Genomic DNA, 25,426 nt, shown 5'->3' with positions numbered 1-25,426 from the left:
AAGAACTAGAATAGGGAGGTAAATGTGATATTGGTGACAATATGAATTACAGGGTTAACCTATTTATTTTCTGTAAGGCTGGCCTCATAGAGAGGGCATAACCTGGCCCGTATTTTCGGGAGCCTCTCCTGTATTTTTCAGGATAGGGTTTGATGAAGGAGGCACTTATATTTTCCTTCTTCTTATTATCTTTATAAGTATGGATAGAGAAGGTTATCAGGCTTTACGCTACCAAGTGATTTTCTAAAACAATTATAATTATGAATTATATTAAAGCTTTTAGTTTTTTTTCAATTCTAATAATTTCTTCATTACTATTCTCACTTAACCTATTTGCACAAGCCAGTTTTTCTAATGCATTGGAACTAAAAATGGATAGCATTTTTGAAGATTTCAATGATATAAATAAACCCGGAGCCACTGTGGCTGTTGTTAAAGATCAGAAAATTGTCTTTAAAAAGGGTTATGGAAGCGCTAATTTAGAATATGGTATTCCAAATTCACCTTCTACAATATTCCATATTGCATCTGTTTCAAAACAATTTACTGTATTCTCAATCCTGTTATTAGAAAAAGAAGGGAAGTTATCTTTTGATGATGATATCCGCAAATACATTCCCGAGGTTCCTGATTTCGGGAAAACAATTACTTTAAGACATTTGGCTTCACATACTAGTGGAATGAGAGATCAGTGGGGCTTACTAGCTATGGCGGGATGGAGACAGGATGACGTTATCACGAAAGAACACATTTTAAAATTAGTTTCTCAGCAAAAAGAGTTGAATTTTAACCCTGGTGAATCCTATATGTATTGCAATACAGGTTTTACTTTATTGGCTGAAGTTGTAGCAAGAATATCTGGTAAAACATTTGCAGCATTTACGGAAGAAAAATTTTTAAACCCTTGAGTATGTTGAATACACTTTTTTATGATGATCATGAAAAAATTGTAAAGAACCGCGCCTATTCTTATCACGCTGTACCTGATAATAAATACAAAAAAAGTGTTCTAAATTTCGCCAATGTTGGCGCAACTAGTTTATTTACAACTGTCGAAGATTTGGCCCTATGGGCTATGAATTTCTCATCATTTACTGTAGGTGATAAAGCCATTATCGACAAGATGAATACGCTGGCAGTGCTTAATAATGGTGAAACATTTGGCGGTGCTTATGGTCAATTTATAAACAAATACAAAGGTTTAAACCAAATTCAGCATGGTGGTGCTGATGCCGGCTATCGAAGTTATTTAGGTAGGTTTCCTGATCAAAACTTTTCCGTTATGGTCTTTAGCAACTTGGCTCAATCTAACCCCGGGAATTTAGCACTTCAGGTTGCTGATCTTTATTTAGAGGATGCTTTTGAAAAAGAATCAGATGCAGCAACTAATGCTGATGATCCAATTGAATCGCAGGAGTTTACTCCACCAAATTATGAGGTTTCGGATCTTAAAGAATTTGTAGGAGCGTATTTTAGTCCTGAGTTAAATACAACTTACGAAGCTGTTTTAAAGGACGGTAAATTGACGGTTACGCATGCTCGTGCCAGTGATTTTGTGATTTCGGTAGCTAAAAATGATCTATTTCTTTTTGATGGAAAAAGTTTTATGTTTGAGAGGAATGATAAACAGCAAATAACAGGATTTAGAATTTCATCTGGGCGAGTTAAAAATTTGTGGTTTAAAAAAGTAAAATAATTAACTATACCCGATAACTTCTATGGTGCATAGTACCCGGCGGTATGAAACGCCAGCATATACGGGACGTTGGTATGTCACGAAGCTGTTGCAATCCAGTAGATGTAAATCTTCCCTAAATAATTTGCTATTCATTTAGAAGAGCTCCCGACAGTTAAATCCGTCAGGGTTTCGCCAAAGCTCGGTAGTCTCAAATGTGCAAGCTAAATTACCCCCATGTCAACCAATAGTAGCTTCGAGAAGTGTATCTGTAGATGGGGAAGATTTGGTCCCGATTTCGGGAAAAGTTTATTGTTTACCCCGTTTTCCTCAGGGCCTGTCCTGTATTTAAAAGGATATGGTTTGATTAAGAGGGCCTTGATCCTCAACTTCTTATTATTTTATTATCTTTATATGTATTAATAAAATAGGCTATCAGGCTGTACTCTATTACGCAATAATCACAATATTATATGGAATTTGACCCTGTAAAAGCAATTGATTTAGTTTTACCAGCTGTAATAACAGTAATTTGCAATATTCTTTTTTATTTATGGATTAAGAAGAGTGTCGATAAATCTCTAGAACAATATAAAATATCCTACAGTGGAATTTTCAAAGAAAAAATTGACATCTATAGAGAATTATTAAGTAAAACATATAATATAAAAAGGACTATAAGCAGGTTTCAATATGTCGGAACAAAAGAAGAAGGAGCAGAAATAATGGAAAGCATAAATCAATACTTGACTATTACCTCGTAAATCAACCTTTTTTATCTGATGAAATGCTTAATGATTTGAATAAAATGAGGAAAGAATTTCAGAATGTATTTGATGCCTTTTATAAAGACTTAAATACTAAGAATGATGAACTTCTCAAGGAATGGATTGTCGCAGGTAACAAATTAAAAAGTAATGAGCCATTTAAACAAATAGAGGAAAGAATTATTTCGGAAATGAAAAAGGACTTGAAAGTTGAAAGCTAATACACATTTACGGCCTACAATAACTAAGCATTCTAACGGCTGGCCCTTCGATCCCTTCGACCCTTCGCCCCTTCGACACCCTTCGGCAGGCTCAGGGGCCGTGCTCAGGGACCGGTTCAAGGTGTTGGGAGCTTGGTTTACTAGGGGGAATGGTTTTCCCTCATTTGTTTTTTAGCGCTTGGAGTATTAAAAAATTGGTTGCAGGTGTAGCCTTTCCTATCACAATCAAGTAAAAAATGGTAAAACCCTTTATAAAATGATCCCAATAATGAGAACTCAATTCTTTCAACTAACGCTAATTATCATTCTGGGATGCTCCCTTTTTTCATGCAAACAGCAACAAAGTTTGCAAAGCATGATTGATTTGTCCATAAAAAATAAGGATTCGGTGTTGGTGATTCCCGATGGAAAGTACGTCATAGACCAACCCCTACGTCTCTCGGGTGTAAATAACCTTGTGATCAAATCCGAATCGCCGAATGGGGTAACCATCACCTCCAGCATGGACCTGCCAATCGAAGACTTAACCTGCCTGGATAAAGCAAGCGGGTTGTATGAGTATACTGACCCAAAATTAATAATGCCCACTTGGCCGGATTCATTTAAGGGCTATGCTGGGTGGCCGGAAATCTATATTGCCGGGGTTCCATTGTCCATATCTCGTTACCCTAATGAAGGGTTTATACAAGCAGATTCAATCATTAGGGCCGGTAAAAAGCCAAAAGATAAGGAAACCAAGCATTTGCCTGCGAAATTTTTATCCGCTCAACTTATACAGCATTATGACAAAGAATTGCCCTTGTTTCTAAATGGGTACTGGACTTATAAGTGGGCGGATGAAATTATTCGAGTGGACTCCATAAACCCTCTATCCGGGGAGATCGAACTTGCAGCGCCACACAATTATGGAATGGGAGCGCCCTCAGGGGGACTTTTTTACGCTATCAATCAACCGGAGTATGTGGATACTGAAAATGAATATTATTACAACCCCAAGACAGGAACCATTCGTTTTATTCATTCTTTTTCAGATGAAGAAGTCGAGTCCATTCAAATTGCCTACCAAGATTTTACCCTTTTGGAGATCCAAGATTGCAATCAAATAAAAATTGAAAATATAGATTTTAAGTATCATAATAATCTGGCTGTCAATATTACCAATTCTAAATGGGTAACCATTGATCAGTCTGAGATGTATGGATTAGGCCGGTCTGCTGTAGCGATAACTGAGGGATATAACTGTGGGGTAAGAAATAGTACGCTTAAATATTTAGGAGACGCCGGTGTTTTGCTTTCAGGTGGTGATAAAAATACCTTAACAAAGGCATCCCATTTCGTGGAAAACTGTTCCATCAGTTATTTTTCAAGGCATGTTAAAACGTATGCCCCTGCAGTTAAATTGACTGGCGTAGGGCATATTGTGAAAGGAAACCATATTAGTTTTGCCCCTCATAATGCGATCCTTTTTTCCGGAAATGATCATTTGATTGCAGAAAATGTAATCAGAAAGGTTTGTTTAAATACTTCGGATGCTGGCGCCATTTATTGCGGTAGAGACTGGACCATGGGCGGAACAGTGATTCGGGAAAATACGATCAGTGAGCTGGGACAAGCAAGTCACCATAACAACTGGGCCATTTATCTAGATGATTTGGCCTCAGGAATTAGTGTGGTCAATAATCACATTGAGGACAGTCCTTCCGGGATATTAATTGGTGGTGGCCGCCATAATCAAATTAGTAACAATACGATTAAAAATTGCCCACTAGCATCAATTGTGTATGATGCAAGAGGGTATGATGATTGGTTTAAACAGCACCTTGTCGACCGTGAATTGTCCTTATGGCCTCGTTTAAATGCAGTCCCCATCAATCAAGCCCCTTGGAGTGAACGATTTCCCTGGTTGCAAGAAATACACAGTGATGATCCGGCAATTCCCAGAGGAGCTGAAATAAAAACAATCAAATAATAAGTTCTGCACCACCTAGAATTCATGATAAAGTATATGAATATGGACAGGTAGATAATAATAATGAAAACACCTTATAAAACCAGAAGTAGTAAGGTCCAACGCTATCCAAGGATAAACTATTCGACAATGGCTACCTGAATTGAATTCAAGGTTTGTTTATGAAAGTTGAAAACTTTCAGCATTTTAGGTCCAAGTTACGCTCCGCTAAACTTGGACCAGAATGTGACCAGAATGTGTTTATCATACACCGGTGGCTGAGCTTGTCGAAGTCATCGGAATCGAAGTCCAGAGACAAACTATTTGACAATAGCTACCTGAATTGAATACAGTGTTTATTCATGAAAGTTGAAAACTTTCATCATTTTAGGTCCAAGTTACGCTCCGCTAAACTTGGACCAGACAGTGCAATTTAATACCTAAAAATTGATCTTAATTGCTAAACTGGGAAGCCTGGAGGGCTTCAACAATAATAACCACGGGTGGCAACCCGTGGACAGGGAAGACCCTATCAACTCCCAACCCCGAAGCGGGTTGAACAAAGTCCCTGTATCGGTATGTTCTACCTCTACAGGTGTAAGTAAGGTGTTTTCTTCTGTCCGTGAGTTGACACTCACGGTTATTATGGTTCAGACTCTCCAGGTCTGGGATTATAAAGGAGTCAGACACCACGAAGGGAATTGACTCACTCTCACTTCGCTAAACTTGGACCAGGATGTAATCGCTATACTCTGATAAAAATTGTCATAATTTATACACATAATCGGAATTATTCCGATTATGTATTGGTTTTCTTACATAATATCGTTATATTTTGACTAGATAATCGGAAATTATCCGATTATCACTTATGATAATGACAATATGGATTTCAGGACGATGATAATGGAATATAATGAAGGTCCTATACCTAGGCATTTAATTTTAGAATTACTAAGCGATTATCAGCGCCCAAATGATAAAATTAGTGAGTTACTTAAAAACAAAGAGCTTATTTCTATTAAAAGAGGGCTATATGTAATTGGACCTAAAATAGACTTACCATTACCAGAACCATTTCTAATAGCCAACCACCTTAGAGGACCAAGTTATGTGTCATTAGAGTCCGCAATGTCTTATTGGAATATGATACCAGAAAGAGCTTATGAGATAAGCTCGGTAACTATAAAAACTTCAAAACTTTATAAAACTCCAGTTGGACGATTTAGTTATCAACAATTAAAAACCCCGTATTATTCCTTTGGTCTAAAAAATATAAAATATTCACCTAAGCAAACAATGTTAGTTGCTTCACCTGAAAAAGCCTTGTGTGACAAAGTAGTACTAACACCCAAAATTAACCTTAGAAGCATCAAACAAACACAAGAATTTTTAATGGAAGACCTACGAATGGATAGTGAAGTGTTGAGCACCCTAGATACAAAAATTATTGAATTATGGATTGAAAATGCGCCTAAAAAAAGTAGCTTAAAAATGCTTATTAAAACGCTCATGAAATTATGATAAAAGATTGGATAGCGGAATATGAGCCTCAAAATGAAGAAGAAATATTATCCGCATTACGAGAAATAATGCAGGAAATCACTTTGGCAGCTTTGTCAAGAACTGATTTTTTTGAGAAAGTGGCTTTTTATGGAGGAACATCTCTCCGAATCTTTTATGGTTTAGATAGGTATTCTGAAGATTTGGACTTTTCATTGCTTAAACCCGATTCCAATTTTTCAATTGAGTTTTATTTCAAACCCATCGTAGATGAGTTTAAATCATTGGGACTGACTATTAGCATAAAAGGAAAAACAAAGTAAAGCAAACTGCTATTGATTCCGCTTTTCTGAAAGCTGATACAATATGGCAAGAAATTGTACTCCAAGACATCATCAAAGAAACTGGAATTCGCTCTAATAGGACCTTGAAAATTAAATTAGAAATTGATCGGCAGCCACCTTTAAGTTTCCAAACTGAAGAAAAGTTATTACTCCGTCCATTCTCTTTTTATGTTAAATGCTTTACGAAACCTAGTTTATTTGCAGGTAAAATGCACGCCCTGCTATTTAGAAAGTGGAAAAATAGAGTTAAAGGAAGGGATTGGTATGATTTAGAATGGTATATAAAAAAAGGAGTTCCCTTGGATGTAAATCATTTCTTAGCTAGGGCAAAAGATACAAATGACTGGCAAGAAGATAGTATTTCTAAAGAACAAATTATCGAGCTATTGGATACAAAAATCAAATCAGTCTCTTTTAGTAATATAAAGGATGATGTTGTAAGGTTTATTAAAAATGATGAAGTTTTAAATATTTGGAGCCCTGAATATTTCAAAGATTTAGTTGAAAATATTAAAATTGAGAATACTTAACATCCAAAGGCTAAAATTTTGCACTCACCAAGTAAAAAATAAACCCGTGAGCCTAGAACAATTAAGCTTCAAGGACGCCAAGTAAGGCTTGGCTCAATTATGGTTTTGAGAATCAGGGACTCCCTTAGCTTTCCACTCTGTTGGATAATTTTGATGGCTATCCGGACTCAGTATCCATAAAAAAAGGTGCCGGATTTTACACCGCCACCTTTTTCATTTTTCTATGTTTTTGCCTCTAGCAAGTCCTATAGATTCGCTTTTAAGTCTTCCCAATTCCAGTCATTGTTGATTTGAGAGATGGCATGATGAGCCGTCATGTCAAACTGGCAAGGAACCACAGAGACATAATTGTTGGCGATGGCCCATTCGTCATTGTCTTCTCCTTTGTCAAAATTGACGAAATTACCCGCCATCCAGAAATATTTACGTCCATTCGGATCGTACCTTTCTTCAAAATCCTCCTGCCATTTGGCACGGGCTTGTCGGCAAATTTTAATGCCTTTTATTGCTTCGTTTCTCTTGGGAGGGAAATTCACATTAAGTGCCACCCCTTTAGGAATTCCATTTTCCAATACTTGACGGGAAATTTGACGAACATACTCTTTAACATGAGAGAAATCCGCTTTGGAACTGTAATCGCACAAGCTGAAACCGATGGAGGGAATGCCTTCAATGGCGCCTTCAATTGCTGCAGACATGGTGCCTGAATAAAGTACACTTATGGAAGTGTTGCTCCCATGATTGATGCCACTGACAACCAGATCCGGTTGCCTGTCTTTCAGTACATAATGTTTGGCCAGTTTTACACAGTCTACGGGTGTTCCACTGGATTTATAGGCGACTACATCGGTGAAAATTTCCTCCTCTGAAAGCCTTAAAGTATTGCCTATGGTGATGGCATGTCCCATTCCGGACTGAGGGCTATCTGGAGCTACCACTACGACATCTCCCAATTCCTTCATTACTTCCACCAAGACACGAATTCCCTTAGACGTTATTCCATCATCATTGGAAACTAAAATTAAAGGTTTTGACATTAAGAATTACTTTTTAATTGATTGTAATAAGCTGTGATCCTCAAAAGATCTCCTCTTTTGTCATGGTGAAGTTTGTTTTTCCTCATGTACAATTTCATCTCTGAAGACCTGTCTTCCATGACATCTTTGAGCAATACATTTTTCTTTTGATTGTACTTGAATATTTTTTGATCCTGTAGAAAATAGAAATTGAAGTCTAACCTATTAAAACCTCTACCCATTCCCATAGGCATGCCCCACATTGGATTCATGTACATGCTTCGCATTCCATAAGAATTGAAGCCTCGGTTATCTGTGGCAATAAACTCACGACATAAAAGCGTTATGTCCTCGCCCTCGGTAAGGAGTTCAAAGAAAATAGGAGTTTTATAATCTGAATTCAAAGCATAGGGGAGACTATAAAAGGTTCTAATGCCACCATATACTTCGTCAAAGATTTCAAAATAGGTGATAGAAGCAGAACTAAAGGTTTCCACAGTATTTCCTTGTACCAAAACTACGTTAGCATCTAAATCGTACTTTAACTTTCCTTCATACATCTGCCCAGAGGTCAGAAAGACTTTTCCCGGATGCCAAACTTGAGAAGGAAACTCCTGAGCCAAGGAAATGCCTGATAGAAGGAGTAAAAGCGCTATAATATTTATGGATTTTTTCATGACAAGTTCAGTTTTGATTCTACTCTAAATACGTAAAAAAAGTATTTTGTGTTGAATGAGCTGGGAAATAATGTCACAAAGGGCTAGCTTTTCATTATTTGATGACCCATTTTATCTCTTTTGGTCATAAGGTATTTTTCATTGTGTGGATTGGAACCAATCTCCAAAGGTACAGTCTCCACAATCTCAAGTCCATAACCAGACAAGCCAACTCTCTTAGTAGGATTGTTTGTGATGAGACTTATTTTGCATACCCCTAAGTCCCTAAGGATCTGAGCACCTACGCCATAATCTCTTTTGTCCATTGGAAAGCCTAGGGCAAGATTTGCCTGTACTGTATCCATGCCTTCTTCTTGAAGTTTATAGGCCTTTAATTTATTGACCAAACCTATGCCTCTGCCTTCCTGATTCATGTAAAGAACGATTCCTTTTCCATGTTTTTCCACCATTTTCATGGCTTCATGAAGTTGAGCCCCACAATCACACCTGCACGATCCAAAGATATCCCCTGTGATACAGGAAGAATGTACCCTTACCATCACGGTTTCACCTTCTTTCCATTCTCCTTTGATCAAGGCCATGTGCACCTCATCAGTGTTGGTTTGCCTGTAAGCGACAAGCTTAAAATCACCATATTCGGTAGGCATTTCCACGCCAATTTCCCTTTTTATCAGGCTATCATTCTTAAGCCTATAGGCGATCAGATCTTTTATAGATATCAGTTTTAAGTCAAACTTTTTAGCTACATGAACCAGGTCCGATAGCCTGGCCATGGTGCCGTCTTCATTCATGATTTCCACCAATACTCCAGCTGGCTGAAGACCAGCCAAACGTGCTAAATCTATTGCAGCTTCGGTATGTCCTGATCTTCGCAATACGCCGCCTCTTTTGGCTTTTAGCGGAAAAATATGACCAGGTTTGCCCAGTTCTTCAGGACTTATAGTAGGGTCTAGTAAAGCTTTTATCGTTTTTGAACGATCACTGGCAGATATGCCGGTAGTGCAACCATGACCAACAAGGTCAACAGAAACGGTGAAAGGAGTTTCAAAAGCGGCGGTATTGGTGCCAACCATTAAATCAAGCCCAAGCTCTTCGCATCTGTCTTCCACCAAAGGAGCACAAATTAAGCCTCGGCCATGTGTCGCCATGAAATTTATTATTTCTGGGGTAACTTTTTCTGCTGCACAAATAAAATCACCTTCATTTTCACGGTCATCATCATCTACAACTATTATGATCTCCCCGTTTTTTATTGCCGCTATCGCGTCTTCTATTGGATCCAGATAAACAGTATCTTTCATTTTAATTTATAAAGTCTAATATATGTAATTGTAAAATTACGATTATTTATTCTACTAACCCTTTTTACCAAATTTTAGTTTAGTTTTTGGAAGGAACAACATTACCCAATTCCCGATCGATTTGGGATTTTAGCTGTGTTAGCTCCATGTGCATCGTCAATAATGCATCAATTTCATCTTCTTTGGCCAACTTGATTTTTTCTTCAAGCTCATCCCTCATTCTTTTGAGATAGGCACTTTTGAGTTTTAGAGATGCCTTATAGGTGGTCTCAGAAAGGTCATCCGATTCTCGTTTTGAAAATATTTGGTGTTTCGTTTCCCAATTTTTCGATACCTCTCTGGTAGGGGCGATCATGTCAATGACCTCTTGTTTTATCTTGGTATTTTGAATTTTGAGGAAATAATCGAATTTGGGTAACAAACCCTGCCTTAAAGCATTTTTATAATGACCGAGTAATTCCTGGTAGATGGGCGTGCTGAAATTCAGGTCTTTGATTTCTTCAAGAAGGTACTCACACACATGCATTTCCTCTGAGACCATCTCAAAGCCGTAATTGATCAAAATTCTAATGAGTTCCCTCTCCTCCTTAAAGGAGCGGGGTTGGATTTTGATGTTTTCTTCTTCCGGAGACCCCGGTAAAAGCGCTTCTATTGGGCTTGAATCAGCCTCTTTTTGAAACTTTGAGGGTTTGCTTTTTTGTTGGTTTTTAAGTAATTGTCTGTTTAGCTCTGTGAGTAAAATATCCTCCTCCATTCCCAATAGTCGGGCGGATTCTTTGGCATAGACAGACCTTATGATAGGATCTGGTACTTTGGAAATACTGAGTACCACCTGTCGAATGGCTTCAGCTTTTTTGATAGGGTCTTCTGCAGCATCCTTTGCAAAAAGATCGATTTTAAAATGAATAAAATCCTTTTCTTCCTTTTCAAGAAACTTACGAAAACCTTCTTTCCCAGATTTCCTGGCAAAACTATCAGGATCCTCATTGGGAGGGAAGACCACCGCTTTCACATTCAATCCGCCTTCAAGCAACATGTCAATACCCCTTAAGGAGGCATTGATACCGGCATCATCCCCATCATAAAGTACGGTGACCTGGTCCGTAAATCTTTTGATTAGCTTGATTTGACTTTCAGTAAGGGAAGTCCCTGATGAGGCGACCACATTCTCCACACCAGCCAAGTGCATGGAAATAACGTCCGTATATCCCTCTACCAGGTAACATTTATCTGTTTGGCGAATGGATTGTTTCGCTTGATAAATACCATAGAGTACATCACTTTTATGGTAAATGACAGTTTCAGGGGAATTGATGTATTTAGGCTGTTTTTTATCCTGAGTCATAATCCTGGCACCAAAAGCAATTGCTTTTCCGCTCAGGTTATGGATAGGGAACATCACCCTGCCCCTAAATCTATCGTAAAAATTTCCCGGTTTGTTTTCCCGCTCGAGAATTAGCCCCGCTTTAAGTAGGTTGGATTCTTCAAAACCAGCTCCCTTTGCTTTGTTCAGAAGGTGGTCCCAACCATCCAGCGAATAGCCAAGTTCAAATTTCTCTATGGTTGCTGGATCAAATCCACGTTCCTTAAAATAGCTTAGGCCAATGGAAGCTCCTTCTCCGGATTCCAGGTTTTTGTGGAAAAAATCCTTGGCATAATTCAGGGCAATGTATAGGCTCTCTTTTTCATTGTACTCCTGAATATCGGCAGGATCAAGACTGTTTTCTTCTTCTACTTCTATCCCGTATTTTTTAGCGAGGTGCCGGATGGCTTCCGTAAATCCCACACCTTCAATATCCATGATGAATTGAATGGGGTCCCCAGCTTTTCCACAACCAAAGCATTTGTAGATTTGCTTGGCAGGTGAAACGGAAAAAGAAGGGGTGGTTTCCTGGTGAAATGGACAGCATGCCCAAAGGTTTTGCCCTTTTCTTTTCAGTGGGACATAATCATTAACTACTTCTTCTATGTCTACCTGCTCTCTTACCTTGTCCGTTGTCTGATTAGATATGGCCATATTTTTCTATCGAAGTGTAAAGATAAGATTTATGAACGAGAATTCTTTAAGCCAGGCCATTCCAAAATTAGAAACTATTTTTTGCCTCTTGAAGTTGAGAGGGGGGGTAAATGAATCCTTTAAGGGTTAATTTATCTTAAATAGCCTTTATAAAGGGGATTCTTAAATGGCCAAATTTTGGCTTAATACAAAAGCAGGGTATCTTGTTGGCAAAACGAACTTTATGTAAACTTATAATGAAAAAAGGGGCCATATTTCCTAGAGGAAATCATCGCTGAACAATGCAGCGATCCAATTTGGAAGGAAGTTTAGCAAGAGCAAATCCCGGCTTTAAACCCGAAAAGATTTTATTAACGGGGGATTAACTATAAATTGCATAAAAATCAAAAATCTGGAATGAATATTTCTAAGGAAAAAGTTTTAGAGGCCCTGTCAACCGTAGAAGATCCCGACCTTAAAAAGGATCTGGTTACTCTCGGAATGATTCAGGGTTTGGAAATCATAAGTGACCAAAAAATTTCTTTCAAAGTGGTATTGACCACTCCTGCCTGTCCTTTAAAGGAGTTGATCAGGATAAACTGTGAAGAAGCAATAAAAAAAGCTTTTGGTGGTAAAGTTGAGGCGGATATATTGATGACTTCAAATGTAACTACCGTTCGTAATGATGCTCCATTGCTGCCTAATGTGAAAAACATTATAGCCATAGCTTCAGGAAAAGGTGGGGTAGGCAAGAGCACTTGTTCCTCAAACCTTGCTGTAGCACTAGCGAAGTTAGGGGCAAAGGTGGGTTTGATTGATGCTGATATTTCTGGTCCATCAGTACCTACCATGTTTAATGTAGAGGGTGAGCAACCTGCCATTAAACAAGTAAACGGTAAAAATATAATTGTTCCTATAGAACAATATGGTGTGAAGTTGATGTCTATTGGTTTTTTAACACCTGCCGAAGATGCTGTCGTTTGGAGAGGGCCTATGGCCAGTTCTGCGCTAAAACAGTTTATAGGTGATGTGGAATGGGGCGAATTGGATTATTTATTAATCGATTTACCTCCGGGAACTTCAGACATACACCTTACGATGGTGCAAACTTTGCCTGTAACAGGAGCAGTAATTGTCACCACACCACAAAAAGTAGCGCTTGCAGATGCTACTAAAGCTTTGACTATGTTCAAGCAGCCTCAGATCAACGTACCGATCTTAGGAGTTGTAGAAAATATGGCTTACTTTACACCTGATGAATTGCCTGATAATAAGTACTATATATTTGGTCAGGGGGGGGGACGCAAACTTTCCGAGAAATATGACGTTACTTATTTGGGAGAGATTCCGCTTGTGCAAGGGATAAGGGAAAGTGGAGACAGTGGTTATCCCGCAGTCTTGAAAGAAGGGGTTATGGCAAAAGCTTTCAGTGATTTTGCAGAGGGTGTCGCCAGACAGGTAGCAATTAGAAATGCAGCGTCAAGTAAAACAGAAGTAGTTCAGGTTAAAGTATAAAGATGATGTTGGATCAATACAAAGATCAGATTGAAAAGGCGCTAGATACGATTAGGCCCTATTTGGAAGCAGATGGTGGAAATGTGAGAATCGTGGCACTTACCGAAGATATGGTTCTACAATTAGAGCTATTAGGAACTTGTAGTTCATGTCCCATGTCTACAATGACGCTTAAGGCAGGGGTGGAAGAAGCAATAAAAAAGGCTATTCCTGAAATTCTCAGCGTAGAAGCCGTAAATGTAGAAGTAGCCTGATTTACCATTCGATCTATGATTAATAAATACAATGCACTGATACTTAATTTGGTATCAGTGCTATTCTTTTTTTATGGGGTATGCACCACTCCATTGGTCAAAGTGTAACCGCTACCGATTCCCTTGGAACCTCTCTAGATCGATGCGGGACGGTGTTTTTTGAACAAAAGCAAGCCCAGTCATTGGGTTATTTTGGTAGCAGACAGTATTTTGAAGGTTGGGTGGATACCAAGGAGACTCAAATGAAGCAAGAGCGTCAGGGAAACCGTTCACTTGCGGATGAAATCAGACAGTTGCCGGTAGTTGTTCATGTAATTCACAATGGGGAGGCCATAGGGAGCGGTGCAAACATATCCGATGCTCAAATCCTTGATCAAATAAGGATTCTCAATGAAGATTTTCAAATGCAAAATCCAGATTTTGCAACCAATACGCCCACTGAATTTTTAAATGTGGCAGCCAATGCTGGAATTGAATTTGTTTTGGCAAAGCAAGACCCACAAGGATTGCCTTCTATTGGAATAAACAGAGTGCAGGGACCAAAAGATTCCTACGGATTAAATGATGCCGCTTTAGTGGGGCAACTGGCTTTATGGGCGCCAGAAGAATACATTAATATATGGGTGATGTCACTTACACCACCTACTATTGGTTTTGCTGGATTTCCTATTTCTGACGAATTAGAAGGGCTAGAAAATCCGATACCTACTCGACAAACAGATGGTTTATCCATTGATTACCGTTATTTTGGAAGCATTGGTAATATATCTCAAAACTCGAAAGGTAGAACTGCCACCCACGAGATGGGACACTTTTTAGGGCTTAGACATATTTGGGGAGATGGTGGATGTGAGGTCGATGATTATGTTACCGATACACCTTTGCAAAGCCAATCCAATAATTCTTGTATCGTAACTCCCAGGGTTACTTGCGACTCCAGAGATATGGTGGAAAATTTCATGGATTATACGCCAGATAGATGCATGAGCTTGTTTACCGAAGGTCAGGTTGACCGAATGGATGTCATCCTTGCTTTCAGTCCCAGAAGGGCAACTTTGCTGACAAGTCGGGCACTTTCTGATCCTCAATTCTATGACAGCGACATTGAACTGATGGAAATCATTGCCCCTCTTGGCTACATTTGTAGCACTACCGTTTCTCCCATCATTGAAGTGGTGAATAAAGGCAAAGAAACAGTCACAAAAATAAGGGCTAGTATTGAAGCGAATGGCTCTGATCTTGAAACAAAAGACTTTACTGTTAACCTTGCTCCAGGAGAATCAACACAATTGGAATTTAATACCATTAACTTAAATGCTGAAAGCAACACCTTTACAGCAGAAGTATTATTGGTAAACGACACAGAAGATGATGACTGGTCAAATAATGCACTGTCAATTACTGCTATTTTACCTTCCTTTGAGGCCTTGCCTTATGTTTATCCTGGGCATGGTGTAGCATCGGGATGGGAATACATTAATGAAGACAATGACATTACCTGGACGCCATTAAGTCTGCCCATTGACAACGTAACAAATGATGTGTTTCTCCTCAATGGGTTTGATTATAGTGGGCAGGGCGAATTGGATTATTTAGTAAGTCCGGTTTTTGACCTTTCAGGTTTACAAAACCCCCAATTGTCATTTGATTTATCCTATTCTCCTTTCGCTAACAGTGCGTTTACTGAAACATTGATCGTAGCTGTTTCCACTGATTGTGGAAACACTTTCAATCTGCTTTCAGCACCCTATAATAAATCTGGTACCAGTCTCGCTACTTTAGAAGGATCTGTAAATGAGTTTTTCCCTTCTACCGAGCAGCAGTTCAGGAAGGAAATAGTGAATCTCAGTGCCTATGCTGGACAAAATAGCGTCAGATTGGCCTTTGTCTCTATTAACGGTTATGGAAACAATATTTTCCTTAAAAACATAAACATCAATAGAGAAGAAACCTTTCGTTATAATCTGGGAATAAATGAAATACTGGAACCATTACCTGTAGTAAATGGTGATCAGGTGCTGGACAAATTGAGTATTTCCAATACCGGTAACCTTAATTTATCAAGCTTTTATGTAAGCAAAAGTGTCAACGGTTCAGTAGATGGATCTATTTTAGTGGAGTCCATTGATTTGGATGTCGGTGAGTCCACTTCAGTAGATTTAACGAATTCCTTTGATATTGGCTTGAATGAAGTGATTTACCAGGTTTCCGAGCCAAACTTTGATCAAAACGCAGGTGGTGGAGATGAAATGACGAGGTATTTTATACAAAATGATGCCAGTATTTTAGCTCCCTGGCGCCAAAATTTTGATGCTGGCCTTGAGGATTGGATTACCATCAATCCGGAAAATGATTTAAGTCTATGGCAGGTGGCGTCTTCTTCGGGAGCCGACAACGATCAGATGGTTTTGGGCAATATGATTTCAAACAATAGTTATTGGTTGGTATCTCCTGAATTCTCTTTGGCCACAACTGGAAGAGCAGGGCTGATATTTGATTGGGGAGGAAGTGGTTTCGCTTCAGAAAATCCAGCAAGCTTCTCCATAATAGTAAGCACAGATGGAGGTCAAAGTGGCCAAACGGTATGGGAGATGTCTGGAGATAACCTTAATAAAGAAATTTCCACCGCCACTTCTAATGATATACCATCAGAAAGCAGCTTTATCAACCTCAATGATTTTGCTGGGGAGGAGAAGGTAAGGATTTACTTTAAAGTCAATAACACCAGCGATGCGGCTGCTTTGCTTTATTTGGACAATGTCTCTTTGTATTTGTCAGATGACCCAGATCCTGTGATTCCGGAGATCAACCAATCCCTTATTTATCCAAATCCTGCAAATAATAATTTCTATATTTCCTTTAATTTATCGGATTACCAGGATGTGGCAATCCAGTTCTATAGTACTTCTGGTCAGTTGGTCTACGATGTAGATTTCCCCAACACCTTAAATCAAACCTATACTTTTGGAAAAGAGCACCTTAGAAGCGGATTGTTTGTAGTGAAGATCATGGGAGATGATTTCATGTTGACCAAAAAGTTGGTTTTAGACTGATACCAAATGTGGTAATCGACCGTTCTTTCAGAAAAAATATTATTGGTAATTTACAAGATTTAAATTATAGCATTAATTTGCATTAGTATTAAGAGAAAATAAAAAGGTTTGCATCTTTGTAAAGTGGATCAAATCTTGCAATAGACATAATATGAGTGATTTTAAAGTAGGTATTAAGAAAGTAGGGGTGCATCTTTTAATTATTTTGGCCATTACTTTCGGGCTTTTGTTCGTTTTTTTAAGGTTTATCTTCCTGATTATACCCATCATGGGGAGTCTGTAAGTGTACCTGATTTGGAAGGTTTTCAGTACGATGAAGTTCAGGATTACCTGGAAGGAAGAAAGCTGAGGATGGAAATTACATTGGACAGTGGCTTTGTGAAGGAAGCGAAACCTCTTGAAGTACTGAAACAAAATCCTAAGCCAGGAGCCAAGGTAAAGCAGGATCGAAAAATCTATATAACACTCAATGCTAAAAATGCACCATTAATCAGGATGCCCAATTTGTTGAACACCCAGATAAAGAATGCGCAAGAAATTCTGTCCAACTTTGGTTTGGTCAGAGGAGACATTGTGTATAGAGCAGACATTGGCCATAATGTAGTATTGGAACAAAATTACAGAGGCAGGGCAATTAAAGAGGGATTAGAAATACCAAAAGGGTCACAAATTGATTTGGTGGTAGGTGACGGTCTTGGCAAGCAGGTTTTGAATATGCCCAATGTGATAGGTATGGAAGATGTTGAGGCGGAATTTTTGATTCTAGGCTCAGGTTTAAGCATGGGCAATATCAACTATGTAGAAACGGATACAGTACCAAAGGGGACAGTTATAAAACAACTTCCACCTTCAGGATTGAAGATGAAAACAGGAGAACGAGTGGATATTTGGGTTTCTGAACTTGGACGAGAAATTAATTTTTAATGAACAAACTTGAGGGATCGGTTCTGATTTGTGTTTTATTGTTTGGACTCTATTCCAGTCCGAATTGTATGGCGCAATTTCGGCAATTGCCTTTGCCTTCAGCACCTGTTCCTGAGAAACCTATAGAAAATAATACTAATTTAAAAACTAATGAAGATGCCTTGCAGCTCCCTTTTTGGGACGACTTTTCCTCAGGTAATTATTCCCCTTTACTTTGGGAAGCACAAGGCGTCAATGCATCCTTTACCATCGGTATATCTCCTCCGTCATTAGGGGTTGTCGTTTTAGATGGGGTAGATGAAAATGGCCAACCCTATTCCACCACAAGACTGGAACAAGGAGAAGGGGATCAATTAACATCCAAGCCCATAGATCTTTCTCAGCCTACAGCTACCAATGATGTTTACCTTAGCTTTTATTGGCAGGCTGGCGGCAAAGGCGAACGTCCAGATGATTCTGATGCATTGGAATTGTTTTTTTTAGATTCAGATGGTAGTTGGGAGTTGGTATGGAGCCAGGAGGGAAAGGATGACCTATCGACTGATGTATTTGTTCAGGTAATGTTGCCAGTACCTGAAAAATTTCAATTTGAGAACTTTCAATTTAAATTTCAGCACTCGGGAAGGCTTTCAGGCCCTTTCGATACTTGGGTTTTAGATTATATTTACCTGAATAAAGGCAGAAGTGCGGCGGATAGATTCCCTGAAGACAGGGCGCTCACGCAATTGCCAGGCAGTCCTTTTTCTCCTTATTTCGCCATACCCTATTTTGAGTTTGACCAGGAAAAAATCACGGCACCTATCAGCAATGAGTTCAATAACCTGAACAATAGGTTTAGGGCAATTGAATATACCATTAACCTTAAAAACAAAGCCACTGGGGAGCTTTTGGAAGCGCCCAATACCGAAACACCTTTTAATCCAGTACCTCAGGCTTTAGAGCGCAGGGCATTTTCGAGCAGTGAACTTCAGGAGGAAGGACTTGTGGGTTTAATAGATGAACCAATGGACGTGGAGGTGCTAATGTATTTAAGGGCTGGTGACACCTATTTGGAAGCAGGATCGGGTGAAGCCCAAACGTTCAATGTAGACTTCAGAGTAAACGATACAAGCAGGCTGGTGATTCCTTTTAGGGATTATTACGCCTATGACAATGGAACGGCAGACTATGCCGCTGGAATCAACCAAAGAGGAGGGATGCTTGCATTGTCCTATGAACTGTCTACTCCTTCCTACTTGTCAGGTGTTAGCATTCAATTTGTCAATGCGGCTCAGAGAAACAATGCGATAGAATTAATGGTTTGGGATTCTATTTCAAATGAACCCCTCTATCAGGAGGAGGTATTGATCCCTGCTGACGCCGGATTAGGAAGTTTTTCCTACTATCCATTGGATACGAATATACTTGTTGAGGATCATTTTTTTATTGGTTTCACACAGTTTTCAAATGATTATATATACATTGGTTTGGACAAGAGTGGAGATACAGGGGACAATATTTTCTACAATGTGTTAGGGGCATGGCAGCAAAATGATGTTGTTAGAGGCAACCTGATGATGCGGCCTCATTTAAGCCTAATGCCTGTGATAGAGGCGTCTGAATTGTCAGCAGTAGACTTGTTGTTTTACCCCAATCCAGTAACAGAGCGGTTGTATATAATGGGTGAAGTATCAGATATCACAGTATTTGATTTTCAAGGTAGGCTGATAAATATACCTCAAGAGGTGGATAAAGACGGTAAAATTCTTAATTTTACTGAAAGTCAAAAAGGGATGTACCTCATCAATATGGTGAAAAATGGGCAGCCATTAACAAGAAGAATTATTGTTAAATAAGCGATGGAAGACATAGACGTAGAAGAATTAAAAGAAAGGTTAGACAACAAAGAGCAATTTGTTTTTTTGGACGTCAGGGAAACTTACGAGTATGAAGAAGACAACCTTGGAGCTAAGAATATTCCTTTGGCCCAACTTCCCAATAGCCTATCCGAATTGGAATTGAACAAGGAGGATGAAATCATTGTGCATTGCCGTTCTGGTGCAAGAAGTGCAAATGCCAAGGCGTTCCTAGAAAGCAAGGGTTACACCAAGGTTAGAAACGTCTTAGGCGGAATAATGGCCTACAGAGAGTTAGAAGAAGATTGATTGCAATGGCATTTTTTGCTTTACTCAAAAACAAAAGGTTCAGGTGTAAAGCAAAGAATGAACAGTACAATGGCCAACCAGCCAAGAATTGTACGTTTTTGATCTAATTTTCTACCATCAATCACCTCAGGGTGATTGATGCCTAATACCCTTCCTACCAGAAAAGCAAAAAAGAGCCATCCCGAGTATCCTTGAATGCTGGGTGAGATGCTTATAAGGCTGTATTGAATGGCCGCAATGCCAAGCGCCATGATCCATTTGTTGGTGTTAGAAAGACCTGATTTTCGATAACAAATGTAGAGAAAGCCTACATACAGCGGCAATGCCAGTGCCAGGTAGTTCAGGTCTTCAAAAGGACTTATAACCCCTAATCCTGCGTAAAACAAAAACAAGGTATAAACAACCAGTGAAATAATTTTGTGGTGTTTTGGAAAAAGCCCAAAGACCACGTGTCCGCCATCCAATTGCCCAATGGGTAATAAGTTTATTGCTGTAAAGAACAAGGCCAAATACCCTGCAAATAGGTAGGGATAATGGATGATCTCGGACATGGCTGGCATCCGCTCAGGATCTGCCAGGGTTTTTTCCATGGTCCAGAACAATAGATTATAGCCCAATTCAAAATCCATCACTTCTTCATCTTCGCTCAGGACATAGTTTGGGTCCGCATATTCAGGATGGACTTCGTAGATATAGTCGGCTTCGGGCAACTGTGTGAAGCCATAAGTCAATACTGCGAAAGCAACCACAAAACCAGCGAGCGGGCCTGCAACACCGATGTCGAAGAATTTTCTCCTGCTACTAATTATCCCTTTCATTTGAATAATTGCGCCAAAGGTTCCTATAGATGGAGAGCCCAAAAAGCCCAACCATGCTGGAATAAAGAAAGGCAGGGAGGATTTTACCTTGTGATAAATGGAAGTAAACAAGTGTCCCAACTCATGAATCAATAGAATACCGATGAAGGGGAGGGAGAATTGCAGGGAAAGCACAAAATACTCCCATGTAAGCGGTTGTTCGTCGGAAAGTATACTTCGACCATACAGCCATTCCCCACCCGCAAGGGTAGTGGTTATTATAGTTAAAATGAAAAGGGTACCGTGTTTTAAATATTCTTTGGTACTATACATTTTGGAAAAAATTGATTAGGGCTTTGGGGTGGTCAATATGATGTGTCTGTATGCCAACTTTATTCGCACCCAAAAGGTTCTCTTTGAGGTCATCAAAAAACAAACATTTTTCCGGAGCAGCACCAATTTTGCTGACCACTTCCCTGTAAATTTCCTCACCTGGCTTACGCAAACCCATTTCCTGACTTAGAAACAAATGGTCAAAAAGCTCAGGCCAAGTGCCTTCGGGTAATTTTTTCTTAAAAGTTTCTTCCACCACTTTAAAATGAATGCTGTTGGTATTGCTGAGCATATAGAGCGGATATTTTTTCTTCAATGCAATAAGTAGGTCTAGTCTTTCCTGGGGAATGTCTACAAGGATACTGTTCCATGCGTCATCGATCCATTCGTCTTCCCAGTCTGCAGAGAAAAAATTTCTTACTCCATCTCTAAAAGATTTTTCGTCAGATTTCCCTGTTTCAAGATCAAAGTGAACAGGAGAGACCATAAATTCTTTAATTAGGTGATGTTGTTTTTCTGGTAAGCGACTGTTTATTTTTTCAAAAGTCCTTTGGTAATCAATGTCATAGATGACATTCCCTAAATCAAAAATTAAAAATTCAATTTCTTGCAGGTTTTTCATTACAATTTTTGTTGTGATTTTAAAATCAAATATGTAACATTGCATTCCCAAAAGCAAGGTAAAAGGTTCAAAAGACTTCTAATCTTGGTTAGGGAGCCTTTTCTAATTTGAAATACAGTTGGACTTGGTTATTTACTTCCTTTTGTTTGTGGTTGAATAGAAGGGAGTAGATTTTCTTAATAAAAGTGGGGCCTATAACTCAGCTGGTTAGAGTATCTGACTCATAATCAGAAAGTCCCTGGTTCGAGCCCAGGTGGGCCCACTTAATAATCAGGCGCTTACGAGAATTTTTCTCTAAGCGCCTTTTTTATTTGCACTCCATTTGCACAAAAGAAGTGCCTTAGCGTTCCATTTCGTTATAAAATAACTTTAACTATCTGTTTATTTTTGGTTAAAAATCCTTTCAACTTATTCCAAATTTTAATACCTTAAACTTTTAGCTATGGTATAAAGAAAAATGATAATATGAGGGTTTGTTTATTTTTTATTGGCATTTGTGTTTTAATGCTTTCCTGTGAAGAAAAGGGGTTTGAATTTAAAGGCCAAGTCTTCATAGTCACGCAAGGTGGTCAAAATATTCCATTGGGTTTAATATCAATTGGTTTGATGGATTATGATTTAATGAATCAAGAAATTCAAGGAAGTCTAAGTTCTTTTGAAACTGATATTTCGAATTTTGAGAATTCTATAGAAGACCTAAAAAGCAAAATTGAAAGTGAATACATCTTAAAAAACTCACTTTGGGATGATGTATTATTAGAAGCTAAAAATATATCAGTGTCATCCTTTGCTCGTAAAGGTTCTGATTATGCTTTGATAGATGCAAAACCAAGATATAATCAATTTCAATATTTTGTTAAACTTGATGAAGAAAGTAGGGATCAACTGTTGGAAGTCAATGGGGTTGAAAACCTCAAAAATCGTTACAAGCTAAATTCATTAGTAGATTATGATTTGCAAAGAAAAAATATCATTGATTTACATTCTGTTTACAACCAATTAAATAAAGAACTTGATGATTTTAAGGAAGGTTATTCAGTTTTGCCTCCTTTAGAACCAAAATATTTGAAGACAAAGACTAATTCCCAAGGAGATTTTCAATTAAAACTAACGAAGGGTAAATATTTCATTTTCGCTTCTGGATCTCGATTAGTCGGTTCTGAGAAGGAAAAATATATGTGGGCTCAAACTATTGAAATAGATAATGATATTAATGATTTTTTCTTTAGCAATGATAATTTAGTTTCAATTGCTAATATCAGATCCCTTAAATAATTTATTTTTATTCAAATTTTTTGTCTATACTTGGTTTTCATATATTTTTCAAATAAATGAATTTTAATACCTGTTAAGCATCAGTGAAACTGATTTGAAATGCTATGGAAGAAGAAAATGATGGTTGTTTATTGAGGTTGTTTGTTTTTGTGTTATTTTTTGGTGGGGGCCTTTCTCTTGTTTATGCTAACATTATCCCTATATGGACCCCTTTAATCGGAATAATTATGATGATTACTGGAGTGATAGCTTTGTTTAGCAAGAGTTAATAAACATTGAAATGATAATCAAATATTCATTAAATAATTTGAGTAAAATAATGCATTTGGTGGATAGGTGCTAAATGATATTTCTACAAGGGTTGATTTAAGCGGGAATGTTATCGAAATTTTAGAAAAAATATAATACGAAATCTTCTGATTTGGATTGTAGGCTTCCCCATAAATGTATTAAACAAATGATTTTATGTTAAAAACCTCTTTAGAAAAACTTTTGCTTGAAATTCCTGATTTGAAAAAATTGGATTATTTAGATCCAATTTTTAAAAATTGGATAGAAAAATTTAAAAGACTAGTAAAAAAAGAATTTGGAGAAAATTCTCCTGAATTGTCCTCTTTAAATAGAATTACCTTTTGGATATGGTACTCTCCAGCTTATGAGGGGAGAAATGGTGTTACCAAAGAAGAGTATGAAAAGAATGTTTTTATTAAGGGGTTAAAAGAAGCTGAGTTACTATTAAATGATTTAATAGAAGAAGCAAAAGGCAGATTGTCGCTTGAAACTTCTTCATCGACTCAGGGTAAATTTTCCAAAATTTTTATAAGCCACTCCAAAAAGGACAAGGATATTGTTGATGAGATAATTGATGGATTACTTTTGATTGGTGTGGAACCAAAACAAATTTTTTGCACTTCAATTGCAGGGTATGGTATTGAATTAGGTGAAGACTTTCTTGAAAGAATTAAAAATGAACTAAATGGGGAGGTGCTAGTTATATTTGTCCTGACAGAAAACTATTATTCAAGTCCAGTTTGTCTTTGTGAAATGGGAGCAACATGGGTTCAAACTAAATACCATATTCCATGTGTTGTAGCTCCTTTCAGCTTTGAAGATATAAAGGGCGTTATTCCCAATACTCAAGGTTTAAAAATTACTGACAAATTTGGGTGGAATTCATTAAAAACCAAACTTGAGGAAAAATTAGAAATCGAGCCAAAACAAAGCTCAATATGGGAAAATGGTAGGGATAAAATATTAGCAAGACTTGATAATATTTTAAGATTAAAGAAAGCCCCTTGATTTGATTTTAATTTTTTCAATAACAATAATGAAAGAAATGCATAAAATGTAACCCTTTTCAAACATTTTTTACCGCATAAAATCAGTTATGTCATCAACATCTCTTTTTTGGTCTTGTCTTCAAAGCCTGCAAAGTAATTCGTAGTGGTTTTCATGCCGGAGGTTTTTTTTTGATTGTAAAGGTATTTTTCCTTATTTTACAGGTTTTAATCTAAAATTTTAAATATAATGCTTTTACATTCAAATAGCCGCCTCACTTTCGGCAAGTATCAGGGTATGAATCTTGGTCTTATTTATTTACTTTCCCCATCATACATCAATTGGATTCTCGAAGAAACCAGATGTTGTATTGGTGATATTGAGTTTCTGAAATCATTGAAGGTTATAAATAAGTTTGGGAATAATGGTCATCTCGCTCACTATGCTGATATCGACGCAGAAGAGTTTAAGGAAAATTGGTCTCGCAAAGTAGATTTTGAAGATGTAAAATTTTCAGGTTATGAAAACTTTTTCTTCTCTGATCTTGCATTAAATAAAAATAAAGAAAACTTAATTTGGTTTCTGGTGTAGTTAAAGAAAGAGAAATCACGTTAGAAGAAGAAAGAAAAATTATGATCTTTTTACCCAGGAATGAAAATTAATTCCATTGAAACATCCTTTATTCCATCCGAGATGGAGTTGTCAAAGGGCGGAGAAACTGTTTGTTTTTCTTGGTTAATAACAGAAACGAGGCAATTGATTTTTTACCCTGTAGAGAAAAATTAGTGGTTTCTAGTTTTTTTTGGTCCGATTGGCAAATTACTGCAGATAATATGGATAAAATTTTTGATGAAAAACGAGTTGTTGAAGGGCAAGTTGTTGATGGTCAGTTGATTATTAGGGTTTAAATTATTTTGAGTTAGCTATCCAAAAAATTGTTTAAAATATATATGCAATTATTATTTTCGTTTTAAAGTCAGCATCTTGGAACTTCAAGAAGCTCTAGGTGCGGTAAATCCCTGTTGCTGACGGGGATTGGTTGTGTCAGGTGGGCCCACAAATTAGCCGAGAGCAATCTCGGCTTTTTTTATGCCTAATTTTTCTATTTGGCACCGGTGGTTGAACCTGTCGAAGCCATAGGTATTTTAGACCTAAACCATAGGCAACGGCATATTATCATAAAACCTTTAATGCTCTAAATTTTGGCTAAAGCCGGATGATAGGGTAATTCCTTAATAAATGGGCTGAAGCCC

Annotated in this window: 22 protein-coding genes, 1 tRNA gene and 1 pseudogene; 18 read left to right on the top strand and 6 right to left on the bottom strand. The window is 38.0% G+C overall.

The window, feature by feature from the left end; genetic code table 11:
- Positions 1 to 260: 260 nt before the first annotated feature.
- The 8 genes and pseudogenes from ADICYQ_RS30155 (at position 261) to ADICYQ_RS29310 (ending at position 6,988) form a co-directional block, all read left to right on the top strand.
- Positions 261 to 1,696 (top strand): annotated as a pseudogene (locus ADICYQ_RS30155) (serine hydrolase domain-containing protein).
- 452 nt (positions 1,697 to 2,148) lie between these two features.
- Positions 2,149 to 2,439, top strand: a complete 291-nt coding sequence (locus ADICYQ_RS07215; RefSeq protein WP_020890558.1) for a hypothetical protein — start codon at positions 2,149 to 2,151, stop codon at positions 2,437 to 2,439.
- 44 nt (positions 2,440 to 2,483) lie between these two features.
- Entirely contained in the window at positions 2,484 to 2,663 is a 180-nt protein-coding gene (locus ADICYQ_RS07210) for a hypothetical protein (protein WP_146947463.1), read from the top strand.
- Positions 2,664 to 2,931: 268 nt separating this feature from the next.
- Complete coding sequence (locus ADICYQ_RS07205; protein WP_020890555.1) at positions 2,932 to 4,632, top strand: right-handed parallel beta-helix repeat-containing protein; 1,701 nt, start codon at positions 2,932 to 2,934, stop codon at positions 4,630 to 4,632.
- Between the two features lie 426 nt (positions 4,633 to 5,058).
- Positions 5,059 to 5,316 carry a hypothetical protein gene (locus ADICYQ_RS27080; protein WP_146947467.1) on the top strand — a complete coding sequence of 86 codons (258 nt, stop codon included), beginning with the start codon at positions 5,059 to 5,061 and terminating at the stop codon, positions 5,314 to 5,316.
- Positions 5,317 to 5,517: 201 nt separating this feature from the next.
- Entirely contained in the window at positions 5,518 to 6,135 is a 618-nt protein-coding gene (locus ADICYQ_RS07200; protein ID WP_235114447.1) for a type IV toxin-antitoxin system AbiEi family antitoxin domain-containing protein, read from the top strand.
- The gene (locus ADICYQ_RS29315) at positions 6,132 to 6,437 is read left to right on the top strand and encodes a nucleotidyl transferase AbiEii/AbiGii toxin family protein (protein WP_020890553.1); all 306 of its coding nucleotides are present in this window, start codon (positions 6,132 to 6,134) and stop codon (positions 6,435 to 6,437) included. The genes ADICYQ_RS07200 and ADICYQ_RS29315 overlap by 4 nt, the downstream gene beginning before the upstream one ends.
- A 104-nt stretch (positions 6,438 to 6,541) precedes the next feature.
- Positions 6,542 to 6,988, top strand: coding sequence for a nucleotidyl transferase AbiEii/AbiGii toxin family protein (locus tag ADICYQ_RS29310; RefSeq protein ID WP_262485366.1), 447 nt, complete (start codon positions 6,542 to 6,544; stop codon positions 6,986 to 6,988).
- 245 nt (positions 6,989 to 7,233) lie between these two features.
- On the opposite strand, the gene surE is transcribed toward ADICYQ_RS29310, so the two are convergent.
- From surE to dnaG, 4 genes are all read right to left on the bottom strand, one after another.
- Positions 7,234 to 8,025 (bottom strand): 5'/3'-nucleotidase SurE, encoded by a 792-nt coding sequence (gene surE / locus ADICYQ_RS07190; RefSeq protein ID WP_020890551.1) that lies wholly within the window; start codon positions 8,023 to 8,025, stop codon positions 7,234 to 7,236.
- On the bottom strand, positions 8,025 to 8,681 hold the full coding sequence (locus ADICYQ_RS07185) for a hypothetical protein (RefSeq protein ID WP_020890550.1): 657 nt from the start codon (positions 8,679 to 8,681) through the stop codon (positions 8,025 to 8,027). Before ADICYQ_RS07185 ends, surE begins: the two co-directional genes overlap by 1 nt.
- An 83-nt stretch (positions 8,682 to 8,764) precedes the next feature.
- The gene (locus ADICYQ_RS07180; RefSeq protein ID WP_020890549.1) at positions 8,765 to 9,982 is read right to left on the bottom strand and encodes a bifunctional 3,4-dihydroxy-2-butanone-4-phosphate synthase/GTP cyclohydrolase II; all 1,218 of its coding nucleotides are present in this window, start codon (positions 9,980 to 9,982) and stop codon (positions 8,765 to 8,767) included.
- Positions 9,983 to 10,061: 79 nt separating this feature from the next.
- Positions 10,062 to 11,999, bottom strand: coding sequence for a DNA primase (dnaG, locus tag ADICYQ_RS07175; protein WP_020890548.1), 1,938 nt, complete (start codon positions 11,997 to 11,999; stop codon positions 10,062 to 10,064).
- A 396-nt stretch (positions 12,000 to 12,395) separates the two neighbouring features.
- On the opposite strand from dnaG, the gene ADICYQ_RS07170 reads away from it, so the two are divergent.
- From ADICYQ_RS07170 to ADICYQ_RS07145, 6 genes are all read left to right on the top strand, one after another.
- On the top strand, positions 12,396 to 13,493 hold the full coding sequence (locus ADICYQ_RS07170; RefSeq protein WP_040415043.1) for an Mrp/NBP35 family ATP-binding protein: 1,098 nt from the start codon (positions 12,396 to 12,398) through the stop codon (positions 13,491 to 13,493).
- A 5-nt stretch (positions 13,494 to 13,498) separates the two neighbouring features.
- Positions 13,499 to 13,747 carry a NifU family protein gene (locus ADICYQ_RS07165; RefSeq protein WP_020890546.1) on the top strand — a complete coding sequence of 83 codons (249 nt, stop codon included), beginning with the start codon at positions 13,499 to 13,501 and terminating at the stop codon, positions 13,745 to 13,747.
- An 80-nt stretch (positions 13,748 to 13,827) separates the two neighbouring features.
- The gene (locus tag ADICYQ_RS07160) at positions 13,828 to 16,800 is read left to right on the top strand and encodes a M43 family zinc metalloprotease (protein WP_020890545.1); all 2,973 of its coding nucleotides are present in this window, start codon (positions 13,828 to 13,830) and stop codon (positions 16,798 to 16,800) included.
- Positions 16,801 to 17,094: 294 nt separating this feature from the next.
- The gene (locus ADICYQ_RS07155) at positions 17,095 to 17,724 is read left to right on the top strand and encodes a PASTA domain-containing protein (RefSeq protein ID WP_020890543.1); all 630 of its coding nucleotides are present in this window, start codon (positions 17,095 to 17,097) and stop codon (positions 17,722 to 17,724) included.
- Complete coding sequence (locus tag ADICYQ_RS07150) at positions 17,724 to 19,559, top strand: T9SS type A sorting domain-containing protein (RefSeq protein ID WP_040414992.1); 1,836 nt, start codon at positions 17,724 to 17,726, stop codon at positions 19,557 to 19,559. Before ADICYQ_RS07155 ends, ADICYQ_RS07150 begins: the two co-directional genes overlap by 1 nt.
- A 3-nt stretch (positions 19,560 to 19,562) precedes the next feature.
- Entirely contained in the window at positions 19,563 to 19,868 is a 306-nt protein-coding gene (locus tag ADICYQ_RS07145) for a rhodanese-like domain-containing protein (RefSeq protein WP_020890541.1), read from the top strand.
- 20 nt (positions 19,869 to 19,888) lie between these two features.
- On the opposite strand, the gene ADICYQ_RS07140 is transcribed toward ADICYQ_RS07145, so the two are convergent.
- Together ADICYQ_RS07140 and ADICYQ_RS07135 are read right to left on the bottom strand one after the other, a co-directional pair.
- Entirely contained in the window at positions 19,889 to 20,998 is a 1,110-nt protein-coding gene (locus ADICYQ_RS07140; protein ID WP_040414990.1) for a site-2 protease family protein, read from the bottom strand.
- Entirely contained in the window at positions 20,991 to 21,620 is a 630-nt protein-coding gene (locus tag ADICYQ_RS07135) for an HAD family hydrolase (RefSeq protein ID WP_020890539.1), read from the bottom strand. The genes ADICYQ_RS07140 and ADICYQ_RS07135 overlap by 8 nt, the downstream gene beginning before the upstream one ends.
- A 188-nt stretch (positions 21,621 to 21,808) precedes the next feature.
- Between ADICYQ_RS07135 and ADICYQ_RS07130 the strand changes: the two genes are divergently transcribed.
- The 4 genes from ADICYQ_RS07130 (at position 21,809) to ADICYQ_RS07115 (ending at position 24,764) form a co-directional block, all read left to right on the top strand.
- A tRNA-Ile gene (locus ADICYQ_RS07130) sits at positions 21,809 to 21,882 on the top strand.
- Between the two features lie 203 nt (positions 21,883 to 22,085).
- On the top strand, positions 22,086 to 22,895 hold the full coding sequence (locus tag ADICYQ_RS07125; protein WP_020890538.1) for a hypothetical protein: 810 nt from the start codon (positions 22,086 to 22,088) through the stop codon (positions 22,893 to 22,895).
- Between the two features lie 465 nt (positions 22,896 to 23,360).
- Positions 23,361 to 24,194 carry a toll/interleukin-1 receptor domain-containing protein gene (locus ADICYQ_RS07120; protein WP_020890536.1) on the top strand — a complete coding sequence of 278 codons (834 nt, stop codon included), beginning with the start codon at positions 23,361 to 23,363 and terminating at the stop codon, positions 24,192 to 24,194.
- 228 nt (positions 24,195 to 24,422) lie between these two features.
- Positions 24,423 to 24,764 carry a hypothetical protein gene (locus tag ADICYQ_RS07115; protein ID WP_040414987.1) on the top strand — a complete coding sequence of 114 codons (342 nt, stop codon included), beginning with the start codon at positions 24,423 to 24,425 and terminating at the stop codon, positions 24,762 to 24,764.
- The last annotated feature ends 662 nt before the right edge of the window (positions 24,765 to 25,426 follow it).

This window comes from Cyclobacterium qasimii M12-11B, from assembly GCF_000427295.1.
Taxonomy (GTDB): domain Bacteria; phylum Bacteroidota; class Bacteroidia; order Cytophagales; family Cyclobacteriaceae; genus Cyclobacterium; species Cyclobacterium qasimii.
Note: the sequence above shows the minus strand (reverse complement) of the source record. Positions and strands in the feature narration are given on the sequence as shown.